The organism is Lysobacter panacisoli, from assembly GCF_009765165.1.
GTDB classification, from domain to species: Bacteria; Pseudomonadota; Gammaproteobacteria; order Xanthomonadales; family Xanthomonadaceae; genus Lysobacter_J; species Lysobacter_J panacisoli.
In genome coordinates this window covers 1,436,158-1,446,000 of the sequence record NZ_VLNU01000001.1, presented here as the reverse complement: position 1 = coordinate 1,446,000, position 9,843 = coordinate 1,436,158, and the positions used below count along the sequence as shown (strand labels likewise).

10 protein-coding genes are annotated in these 9,843 nt (G+C 68.5%); 5 read left to right on the top strand and 5 right to left on the bottom strand.

Going from position 1 to position 9,843, the window contains the following annotated elements; genetic code table 11:
- Window positions 1–227: 227 nt before the first annotated feature.
- Window positions 228–1,739 (bottom strand): succinyl-CoA:acetate CoA-transferase ScpC, encoded by a 1,512-nt coding sequence (scpC, locus tag FOF45_RS06915; RefSeq protein WP_158983318.1) that lies wholly within the window; start codon window positions 1,737–1,739, stop codon window positions 228–230.
- Between the two features lie 148 nt (window positions 1,740–1,887).
- On the opposite strand from scpC, the gene crcB reads away from it, so the two are divergent.
- Window positions 1,888–2,268: a fluoride efflux transporter CrcB gene (crcB, locus tag FOF45_RS06910; protein ID WP_158983316.1), complete on the top strand. Its 381-nt coding sequence runs from the start codon at window positions 1,888–1,890 to the stop codon at window positions 2,266–2,268.
- Here the strand turns inward: crcB and FOF45_RS06905 are convergent, their stop codons facing one another.
- The gene (locus FOF45_RS06905; protein ID WP_158983314.1) at window positions 2,269–2,907 is read right to left on the bottom strand and encodes a response regulator; all 639 of its coding nucleotides are present in this window, start codon (window positions 2,905–2,907) and stop codon (window positions 2,269–2,271) included. It lies immediately after the preceding gene.
- The gene (locus FOF45_RS06900) at window positions 2,904–4,010 is read right to left on the bottom strand and encodes a sensor histidine kinase (RefSeq protein WP_158983312.1); all 1,107 of its coding nucleotides are present in this window, start codon (window positions 4,008–4,010) and stop codon (window positions 2,904–2,906) included. The genes FOF45_RS06905 and FOF45_RS06900 overlap by 4 nt, the downstream gene beginning before the upstream one ends.
- A 144-nt stretch (window positions 4,011–4,154) precedes the next feature.
- Here FOF45_RS06900 and FOF45_RS06895 point away from each other — a divergent pair, with 144 nt between their 5' ends.
- On the top strand, window positions 4,155–4,874 hold the full coding sequence (locus FOF45_RS06895; protein WP_158983311.1) for a DUF2306 domain-containing protein: 720 nt from the start codon (window positions 4,155–4,157) through the stop codon (window positions 4,872–4,874).
- Window positions 4,875–5,005: 131 nt separating this feature from the next.
- Complete coding sequence (locus tag FOF45_RS06890) at window positions 5,006–6,418, top strand: FAD/NAD(P)-binding protein (RefSeq protein ID WP_158983309.1); 1,413 nt, start codon at window positions 5,006–5,008, stop codon at window positions 6,416–6,418.
- Between the two features lie 51 nt (window positions 6,419–6,469).
- On the opposite strand, the gene phhA is transcribed toward FOF45_RS06890, so the two are convergent.
- Complete coding sequence (gene phhA, locus FOF45_RS06885) at window positions 6,470–7,363, bottom strand: phenylalanine 4-monooxygenase (RefSeq protein WP_158983307.1); 894 nt, start codon at window positions 7,361–7,363, stop codon at window positions 6,470–6,472.
- Between the two features lie 126 nt (window positions 7,364–7,489).
- On the opposite strand from phhA, the gene FOF45_RS06880 reads away from it, so the two are divergent.
- Window positions 7,490–7,966 carry an Lrp/AsnC family transcriptional regulator gene (locus FOF45_RS06880; RefSeq protein WP_158983305.1) on the top strand — a complete coding sequence of 159 codons (477 nt, stop codon included), beginning with the start codon at window positions 7,490–7,492 and terminating at the stop codon, window positions 7,964–7,966.
- Here the strand turns inward: FOF45_RS06880 and fabR are convergent.
- Window positions 7,963–8,616 (bottom strand): HTH-type transcriptional repressor FabR, encoded by a 654-nt coding sequence (gene fabR / locus FOF45_RS06875; protein WP_158987306.1) that lies wholly within the window; start codon window positions 8,614–8,616, stop codon window positions 7,963–7,965. The genes FOF45_RS06880 and fabR overlap by 4 nt on opposite strands.
- A gap of 129 nt (window positions 8,617–8,745) precedes the next feature.
- Here fabR and FOF45_RS06870 point away from each other — a divergent pair, with 129 nt between their 5' ends.
- On the top strand, window positions 8,746–9,837 hold the full coding sequence (locus FOF45_RS06870) for a ferredoxin reductase (protein WP_158983303.1): 1,092 nt from the start codon (window positions 8,746–8,748) through the stop codon (window positions 9,835–9,837).
- The last annotated feature ends 6 nt before the right edge of the window (window positions 9,838–9,843 follow it).

Genomic DNA, 9,843 nt, shown 5'->3' with positions numbered 1-9,843 from the left:
GCCCCTCTCCCCTTGCGGCGACCGCAGGGAGTGCAGAGCTGAGAGGGACAGGCGCGAAGCGCCAGGGAGAGGGGTGTGGCGCCTGCTCGTGCCTGAGCGCGCTACGCGCGACCCCTCTTCCGTCCTTCGGGCACCTTCTCAGCTCTGCACTCCCTCCGGTCGCCGCAAGGGGAGAAGGAAAGGCAAAAAAGCAGAACGACAGGTGAGGGGCTGATGCCGCAGCCAACTCACATCCGCATCGAGCCGGTCTCCACGAACCTCTGGTGCCACGACAGCGCCTCGCCGAGCAGGTGCGGCGTGTGCTTGCCGAAACTCTCGCGGCAGGCGCGATCGAAGTAGTCCTGCAGCATCGGGCGGAAATCCGGATGCGCGCACTGGTCGATGATCCGCTGCGCACGCTGGCGCGGGGCCAGGCCGCGCAGGTCGGCGAGACCCTGTTCGGTGACGATCACCATCACGTCGTGTTCGGTGTGGTCGACGTGGCTGGCCATCGGCACGATCGACGAGATCGCGCCGTTCTTCGCCGTGCTCGGCGACATGAACACCGACAGGTACGCATTGCGTGCGAAATCGCCGCTGCCGCCGATGCCGTTCATGATCTTCGTGCCGGCGACGTGGGTCGAGTTGACGTTGCCGTAGAGGTCGACCTCGATCATCCCGTTCATCGCGATGCAGCCCAGTCGGCGCACCAGCTCCGGATGGTTCGACATCTCCTGCGTGCGCAGGACGATGCGGTCGCGGTAGAAATCGACGTTTGCCAGGAACTCGTCGATCCCCTCGGGGCTGAGCGAGAACGACGTCGCCGACGCCATGCGCAGCACGCCGCGCTTGAGCAGGTCGAGCATGCCGTCCTGGATGACCTCGGTGAACGCGGTGAGGTCGCGGTAGCCGGCTTCGCCCAGACCGGCGAGCACGGCGTTGGTGATGTTGCCCACGCCCGACTGCAACGGCAGCAGCTGCGGCGTGAGTCGGCCGCGTCGGACTTCGTGGGCGAGGAAGTCGAGCAGGTGCGTGGCGATCTGCTTCGACGCCGCGTCGGGCGGCGTGAACGGCGAATTGCGGTCCGGCGCGCTGGTCTCGACCACCGCGATCACCTTGTCGGGATCGCAGCGAAGGTAAGGCTCGCCGATGCGGTCGTCCGGATGGACCAGCGGGATGGGTTTGCGGTTCGGCGGCAGCGCGGTGCCGTAGTACACGTCGTGCATGCCGTCGAGCGCGTCCGGCTGCCAGTGGTTGACCTCGAGGATCACCTTGTCGGCCTGCTCCAGCCAGGTCTTGTTGTTGCCGACCGACGACGAAGGCACCAGATGGCCGGCCTCGTCGATCGCCGTCACTTCGACCACGGCCACATCGACCGCGCCGAAATAGCCGAACCATGTGTACTGCGCGACATGACTGAGGTGCATGTCGATGTAGTTGAGCTCGCCGGCGTTGATGCGCTCGCGCAGGTTCGGGTCGGACTGGTAAGGCAGGCGCAGTTCGATGCCGTGCGCGCGAGCGAGCGCGCCGTCCAGCTCCGGCGCGGTGGAGGCGCCGGTCATGACGTTGATGCGGAAGGCTTCGCCGCGTGCGTGGGCTTCGTCGATGCGCGCGGCCAGCGCCTGCGGCACGGCCTTGGGATAGCCGGCGCCGGTAAAGCCGCTCATCGCGACGGTCATGCCGGGATGGATCAGGGCAGCGGCCTGCTCGGCGCTCATGCGCTTCTCGCGCAGGCCGGCGTGGCGGATACGGTCACTCATGGCGGGGGGCGACGCTTGGGGGAGAACCGCAGTCTAGTCCTCCACGTGATGAAGGGGATTCTCGCTACCACGGAATCTGCTTTGCGCCGGCTGGCGGTCCGTGCGCGCGCGCCTGGATTACCCTGACGGCAGCTGACGGAGGCATCCCATGTTCTATTCGCTGCTGGCCATCGCCGCCGGCGCCACGCTCGGCGCCTGGGCCCGCTGGGGCTTGAGCCTGGCGCTCAACCACGTGCATCACGCGGTGCCGATGGGTACGCTCGCGGCCAATCTGGTCGGCGGCTACCTGGTTGGACTGGCCGTGGCCGGTTTCGGGCAATGGTCGGGACTGGCGCCGGAATGGCGGCTGTTCGTGATCACCGGCCTGCTCGGCGGACTCACCACCTTCTCGACGTTCTCGGCGGAAACGGTCGCCCTGCTGCAACGCCAGGACTACGCCTGGGCGTTCGCGATCATCGCGCTGCACCTGCTCGGTTCGCTGGCGATGACCGTGCTCGGCCTGATGACCGTGCGTGCGCTGGCATCGTGATCAGATCACCCGCAGCGTGATGGCCTTCAGCACCGCACGCGTGCGGTCGCGCGTGCCGAGCTTCTCCAGGATCACCGACACGTAGTTCTTCACCGTGCCTTCGGCGAGGAACATCGCGCGCGCAATCTCCTTGTTCGAATAGCCGCCGGCGAGCAGGCGCAGGATCGCGACCTCGCGCTCGGTGAAGGTTTCGCGCGGCGCCTCCTGCGCGTGGTACTGGTAGCGCGCGCGCACCGGTTCGGTGCTCACCGGCTGCAGCAGCGTCTCGCCCGCGGCCACGCGCGCGATGGCATCGCGCAGGTCCTCCGGCGCGGCGTCCTTGAGTAGGAACCCCTGCGCTCCGGCTTCGCGCGCGCGCAGCAGAAGTTCGCTTTCATCGAAGGTGGTGAGAAGCAGCACCGGTGTGGCGTCGCCGCGTTCGCGCAGCTGGCGCAGCGCCTCGATGCCGTCCATGCCGGCCATGCGGATGTCGCTCAGGATCACGTCCACCGGCGTCTGCGCGAGGCGTTCCAACAACTGCGCACCGTCGTCGGCCTCCAGCGCGACGACGATGCCGTGGCGCTCGAGCAGCGCGCGCAGGCCAGCGCGCACGATGGCCTGGTCATCGGCCAGTGCGATGCGAAGCGGCGCGTCGCTCATGCAGGCAGGCTCGCATCGATGCGCAGGGCGCCGCGCTCGGACGTGCTCAGCGCCAGCTCGCCGCCCGCACCGGCGACGCGTTCGCGCATGCCCGACAGGCCGTTGCCCTCGCGCAGCGCGCCGCGCACGTGGCCGTCGTCCTCGACGCGGATGTGCAGACGCCGGTCCGCACAGTCCAGCCACACCTGTACGACGTCGGCGTCGGCATGGCGCGCGCTGTTGGTCAGCGCTTCCTGCACCAGGCGCAACACGGCTTCGGCGACGGCGGGATCGGTGACGTGCACCGACTCGGCGATGTGCAGCTGCAGGGCCGGACGCGGCATCGGCGCGGCCAGCGCGCGCAGCGCCGTACCGAGGTCGAGCCCGCGATCGTGGCGCATCGCCTGCACGATGCCGCGGATGTCGGTGAGCAGCTCGCTCGACAGCTGCTGCGCCAGCGCGATCTCCTGCCGTCCGGCGAACGCGGGATCGGCGGCGAGCGCGCGCAGATTCAGCGTCATCGCGGTGAGCTTGTGGCCGGCGACATCGTGCAGCTCGCGCGCCACGCGCAGGCGTTCGTTGTCGCGCGCGCTGTCGGCCAACAAGGCACGCGTCGCCAGCAGATCGGCATTGACCCGGGCGAGGCGATCGCGTGCTTCCTCCGCGGTGCGCGCGTAGTGCGTGGTCAGCGCGGCGAACGCCTGGAAGCCGATGTACAGCGCGATCTGGACGTGCGGTGCGCTGTGGCCGCCGCGCGCCAGCAATGCGTACAGCACTGCGTTGAGTACTACCGCCAGCACGAGCACCACGCGCGGACGGTACTCCATCGCCAGCTCGGCGATGAGGATCACCAGCACCACCGGTGCGATGCCGGTGCGCGGGGCCATCGAGATCAGCACGAAGCCGCATACGGCCTGCAACGCGTACAGCGCCGCGCGTGCCGCTGGCCGCCGCGGTAGCCAGTCCAGTGCAAGGACCGACAGCAGGGTCGTGCCGATCAACGTCCATGCCAGAGGCTGCTGCTGCGCCGGGATTTCGTAGCGCAGGCCGAAGCCGATCGCAGCCAGCGTGAAGGCTGCCGCAAGGTTGAGGGGCTGGAGCGCCTGGCGGACACGTTCGTGCATGCAGCCATGCTGCGGCGATGGGCGCGGCGCCGCAATGGCGCGGACGCAGAAAGTGACTTCCGGCAGGTCGCGGCGATGACCGCGGGCACTGCGAGCCGCCGGGCGCGCGACGCAGTCTGGCAGCACGTCCTCAGGAGCCGTGCCATGAGTGCCTACAAGCTGCTGGTTGTCGTCCACGTGCTGGTCGGAGCGGTCGCGCTGGTCACGTTCTGGACCGCCGCATGGCTGCGCAAGGGCACGCCCGCGCACCGCACCACCGGGCGGGTCTATCTGCTGGCGATGCTAGGCATCGTCGTCACGGGCGCGCCGATGGCGATCGTGCGCGTGGTCGACGGACATCCGGTGACCGGTGCGTTCCTCGGCTACCTCGTCGTCATCACCGCCACCGGCGTGTGGACGTCATGGCGGGCGGTACGCGACAAGGCCGCGCCGGTGCGCTTCGCGGGGCCGGTGTATGTCGCGCTGGCGGTGTCGTCGCTGCTCGCGGGAGCGGGCGTCCTCGCGCTCGGCGTGCGCGTGGGCGCGCCGTTGCTGATGGGCTTCTCGGCGGTCGGCCTGCTCACCGGCGCGGACATGCTGCGCCGTCGTCGGCGCTACGTGCGCAACGAGGCGCCGCCGCGCTGGTGGATGGTCGAGCACTACACCGCGATGATCGGCAATGGCATCGCCACGCACATCGCCTTCCTCGGTATCGGTCTGCCGCGCCTGCTGCCGGGCGTGGACGGATCGGTGCTGCATTACCTGGCGTGGTTCGGACCGCTCGGCGCGGCGGTGGTCGCCAAGGTGCTGCTCGACCGGCGCTGGAAGCCGAAGACGCCGTCGGCCCCGAGCGTGCCCTCGCCCGCCCGTGCGCGCGTGGCGTGAACCACATGCCGATCGGTTATGTCGCACTGACGATCCGTTGCGTGGAAAACGCCGCCGCGTAACCGGCCGTTTACTTCCGCGCTCGCGTCATCGCCTACGAATAGGCGCACGACGACGCGGGAGTGGACGACATGCGGATCAGCATCATCGGCGCCGGTTTCAGCGGTTGTGCCCTGGCCACGGAACTGGCGCGCGCGGCGCCGGAGGGCGTGGACATCCAGCTGGTCGGCGTGTCCGACACCTACGGTCGCGGCGTTGCCTATGGCGAGGCGCGACCGGAGCACCTGCTGAACGTGCGTGCGCGCGATCTCGGCGCGACCTCGGACCATCCCGGCGAGTTCGCCGACTGGCTCAACCTCACCGAACGCGCGCGCACCACATTCCTGCCGCGTCTGGTGTACGGCGAGTACCTGCATTCGCGACTGGTCGCGGCGTCGCAGCTGTCGCTGGCCGCGCTCAACCGGATCGAGCAGGAAGCCATCGCGATCGATCGCGAAGGTCCGGCGTTCCGCGTGCACCTGGCCGACGGCTCGGATTTCATCAGCGATCGCGTGGTGCTGGCGGTCGGTGCGTTGCCGCCGCAGCCACTGGCCGGCATCGGCCCCCGCCTGGCGGTGCATCCGGGCTACGTCGCCTGGCCGTGGCAGAACGGACTGGATGGCATCGGCGCCATCGACCGCATCGAGCCGAGCCAGCGCGTGCTGATCATCGGCACCGGCCTGACGATGGCCGATGTGGTGACGACGCTGCACCGGCGCGGCCATCGCGGTGCGATCACCGCGCTGTCGCGCCACGGGCTGTTGCCGCAGTCGCACGTGGAGGAGCCTTCCGACCCGATCGCGTTGCCACCGACGGTGCTGCATGCGCTCAACACCCATGATCTCCGCGAGCTGGTACGCGCATTGCGCGCGCTCACGCCCATCGTGCCGGACTGGCGCAGCCTGATCGATGCGCTGCGCCCGTACCTGCAAGGCTTCTGGCGCGGGCTGTCGCAGCCCAGCCGCGCTCAGTTCCTGCGCCACCTGCGTTCGCATTGGGAAGTCCTGCGTCATCGCGTGGCGCCGCCGCTGTCGCGCGAGCTGGAAGAACTGCGCACGCGCGGACGCCTGCGCGTGCGTGCGGGACGGCTGCTGCGCGCGCGCTGGGCCGGCGAATCGGTCGAGGTGTTGATCCGTGATCGTGGTTTCGCCCATGCGAGCCGCGAAAACTACGACGTCGTGGTGCGCGCGACCGGTTTCGACACCGACGTGGATCGCACCAGCCATCCGCTGATCGCGCAGCTGCGGGATTCGGGATTGATCACCGCCGATCCGCTGGGTTTGGGCATCGAGGCCTCACCGCGTTTCGAAGCGCTCGACGGCGCGGGATCGCCGGTGCGCGGGCTGTATGCGCTCGGGCCGTTGCTGCGTGCACAGTTGTGGGAAATCACCGCGGTGCCCGAACTGCGCGTCGCCGCGCGCGCGCTGGCGAAGCAGCTGCTCACGCAGGAGCGACGGGCGAGTGCGGATATCCTGCGCGGAATGGAGGCGCTGGCGCGGCCGTGAGTGTTGCGGTATCGCGCGTCAGGTGGCGAGGTTGGCGAAGCCGCCCTCGCCTCACACGTCCCCGTCGGTCGCCCAGCCTTCGCCGGTGCCGCGGTTGAACACGGTGTCGGTGGCGAGCACCGAGCCGGCCGGGATCGAATCCTGCTGCGCAAGCTTCGCGTAGATCGGCGTGAAGTCCGGGCGCGTCGCTTCCATCAGCTGTTCGTAGCTGTCGATGACGAAATACGTCTTCTGGTACGTATCGATGCGGTAGCGCGTGCGCATGATGCGCTCCAGGTCGAACCCGATGCGGTTTGGCGCGGCGCTTTCCAGGCAATGGATCGATTCGCCCTTGGACGAGACGATGCCGCTGCCATAGATGCGCAGGCCGTCGTCCTGTTTGATCAGGCCGAACTCGACCGTGTACCAGTACAGGCGCGTCAGGTTGACCAGCGCTTCCGGGCCGATGCCGTGCGCCTTCACGCCGCCGCGGCCGTAGGCCTGCATGTAGTCGGCGAAGACGGGGTTCATCAGCAGCGGCACGTGGCCGAACAGATCGTGGAACAGGTCCGGTTCGGCCAGGTAATCCAGCTGCTCGGGCTTGCGGATCCACCACGTCACCGGGAAGCGGCGGTTGGCGAGGTGGTCGAAGAAGGTGAGTTCGGGCAGCAGGCCTTCGACGCCGACCAGTTCCCAGCCGGTCTCGCGGCGCAGGGTGCGGTTGAGCTCGTCGAACTTCGGGATACGGTCGGCCGCCATGCCCATCGCTTCCTGCGTGCGCAGGAACTCGTCGCTGGCGCGGCCCACGAGGATCTCGCGCTGGCGCTTGAACAGGGTCGCCCAGACGTCGTGGTCGGTGGAGGTATAGCTGCTCCAGGGTTGGTCCACGACCGCGGTCGTGTACACCGGCACATATCCCTTGTCGGTGAGCTGGTGTTCCACGCGGTTGGGGGTGCCGAGGTTCATGGGGGGACGGACTCCAGTGTCGGATCTCGACTCTAGCGGCCGAATCGCGCAATAGGCTTGCGTTGTTGCGCGCTGGTGGCGGAGTGGCGCAATCTTCTTGCGTAAAAGTCAGAAAGGACGCAATCAATGGCCGCCGTGGAGCTGGATCGTACTGACCTGTCCCTGCTCGCCGAGTTGCAGCGCAATGGTCGCCTGACCAATGCCGAGCTGGCCGAGCGTATCCATCTGTCCGCCTCGGCCTGCCTGCGACGCGTCCAGCGGCTCGAGCGGGAAGGCGTGATCGCCGGCTATCGCGCCGAGGTCGATCCCGAACGTCTGGGTCTCGGACTCCAGGCCTTCGTCCGCGTGCAGCTTTCCCGGCACGATGCCGACGCGATCGCTGCTTTTGGCGACTTCGTGAATGCCTGGGATGAGGTCGTTGCCTGCCACGCCCTGACCGGCGACATGGACTACCTGCTGCAGATCGTGGTCCAGGACCTGGACCACTTCTCGCGGTTCCTGCTCGATCGCCTGCTCAACCAGGCCGGCGTGGCGGACGTGAATTCGAGTTTCGTGCTGCGCACGGTGAAGGCGTCTCGGGGGATGCCGCTGCCGGTGCGCTAGCTCCTGGAATCAGGTGAAATCGCCGGTTCTCCGGCCAACGTCCGCGAACCTGCAATGATCATGCGCACCATCAGAGTGAGCTGCCGGATCAGGTCCGGGTCCTTTTCCGGCGGCAGGTCCATTGCGGTCGCGCCCATCGCGAAGACCAGTCGGGTGATCGCCTTGGCCACCAGCGCCGGTTCGCGCAGGGCGATGCCCTGGGACGCGTTGAGGCGGATCAGGTCCACCCGCAGCTCCTCTTCGAAGAAGCTCAGTTCGCGGTCGACCGCCTGCTTGAAGGCGTCCGAACCCACCGTGCCTTCGCGAAGCAGCACATGCAGCAGTTTGTCGTCGGCGCGGACCTGCTCCATGAACGCCTCGACCGAGCCGCGGATGATGCTGCGGTCGGTGGTCGCGCGCTGGCGCGCCTCGCCGACGATCTTGCGCAGCGAGCGGCCGGCCAGGTCGATCAGGGCCACGGCCAGTTCGTCCATGTCGCGGAACTGGCGATAGAAGCTGTTCGGCGCGATGCCGGCCTCGCGGGCGACCTCGCGCAGACTCAGCGTCGACACGCTGCGATGCGGGCCGATCAGCTTGAGCGCGGCCGCCAGCAGATCTTCACGCGAGATCGTGGCCTTGCGGCCTACCGCGTGCTCGGCGTCTGCATGGATATCGGGGCTGGGGCTCACGGGCGCGGGCACGGAATGGCGGCGGGTCGGGTGGGCATCATATCGGGGTCGCTGTCATAATTACTATACAGTCGTATAGACGACTGTGCGGATGCCTGTATAGTAGCGACCATGAACGCCGTAGTCCGTGCCGCGCCCCCTCGCGGCTTCAAACGCCTGCTCCGCTCCTGCATCGCGCCGGATGTCTTCGACTTCTGGGCCGCCAAGGTGGACCCCATGTGGTCCTGGGAGCGGCCGCTGGCGCGCATCGTCGAACGCCGAGCCGAATCGGCCGACGCGATCACCCTCGTGCTGCAGCCCAACCGCCACTGGCGCGGCTTCCGCGCCGGCCAGCACCTCAACCTCAGCGTCGAGATCGACGGCGGCGCGGTCACGCGCAGCTACAGCCTGAGCGATGCACCGCGCGCGGACGGGCGTCTGGCGATCACGGTCAAGCGCATCGAGGGCGGCCGCTTCAGCAATCACCTGTTCCAGCGCGCCTGCGTCGGCGACGTGCTCGCGATCGGGCAGGCCTTCGGCGACATGACGTGGACGCAGGACGACGGCGCATGGCTGTTCCTCGCCGCCGGCAGCGGCATCACGCCGCTGATGGCGCTGGTGCGCGAACACGCTGCACGCGGCATGCCGACACCGCTGACGCTGCTGTACTGGGCGCGCACGCGGCAGGAACTGTGCTTCGCCGACGAACTGTTGGCGTTGTCCGATGCGCACCCGAACTTCAGCGTGCACTGCATGCTCACCCGCGAGGTTTCCGACGGCGCGGCGCCGGATGGCCGCATCGACGCCGCGCAGCTCGCATCGCACGTGCCCGATCTCGCATCGCGTCGCGTCTACGCCTGCGGTCCCGGCGGTTTCGTCGAAGCGGCGCGCGCGCTGGTCGACGGCCAGGCGCGCGGCTTCCATGCCGAAGCGTTCACGCCGCCGCCGAGCCGTCTGGACGACAGCGGCGAAGCGATCATCACCCTGCAACGCAGCGGCCGCACGCTGACCGTGCCGCGCGGTCAGTCGCTGCTGACTGCGCTGGAGGAGCAGGGAATCAAACCGGCCTCCGGTTGCCGCATGGGCATCTGCAACACCTGCGCCTGCGGCAAGTCCTCCGGCACCAGCCGGCACGTGCACACCGGCGAGTCCACGGCGGAGCCGGTGTCCGCGCTGCGCCTGTGCGTGAGTGCCGCCGCTTCCGACCTTGTACTGGACCTGTGAACCCCG

What these genes read in the sequence shown, in the direction of transcription:
- scpC (WP_158983318.1), bottom strand. Translation starts at nt 1,739, where the DNA reads ATGAGTGACCGTATCCGCCACGCCGGCCTGCGCGAGAAGCGCATGAGC.
- crcB (WP_158983316.1), top strand. Translation starts at nt 1,888, where the DNA reads ATGTTCTATTCGCTGCTGGCCATCGCCGCCGGCGCCACGCTCGGCGCC.
- FOF45_RS06905 (WP_158983314.1), bottom strand. Translation starts at nt 2,907, where the DNA reads ATGAGCGACGCGCCGCTTCGCATCGCACTGGCCGATGACCAGGCCATC.
- FOF45_RS06900 (WP_158983312.1), bottom strand. Translation starts at nt 4,010, where the DNA reads ATGCACGAACGTGTCCGCCAGGCGCTCCAGCCCCTCAACCTTGCGGCA.
- FOF45_RS06895 (WP_158983311.1), top strand. Translation starts at nt 4,155, where the DNA reads ATGAGTGCCTACAAGCTGCTGGTTGTCGTCCACGTGCTGGTCGGAGCG.
- FOF45_RS06890 (WP_158983309.1), top strand. Translation starts at nt 5,006, where the DNA reads ATGCGGATCAGCATCATCGGCGCCGGTTTCAGCGGTTGTGCCCTGGCC.
- phhA (WP_158983307.1), bottom strand. Translation starts at nt 7,363, where the DNA reads ATGAACCTCGGCACCCCCAACCGCGTGGAACACCAGCTCACCGACAAG.
- FOF45_RS06880 (WP_158983305.1), top strand. Translation starts at nt 7,490, where the DNA reads ATGGCCGCCGTGGAGCTGGATCGTACTGACCTGTCCCTGCTCGCCGAG.
- FOF45_RS06870 (WP_158983303.1), top strand. Translation starts at nt 8,746, where the DNA reads ATGAACGCCGTAGTCCGTGCCGCGCCCCCTCGCGGCTTCAAACGCCTG.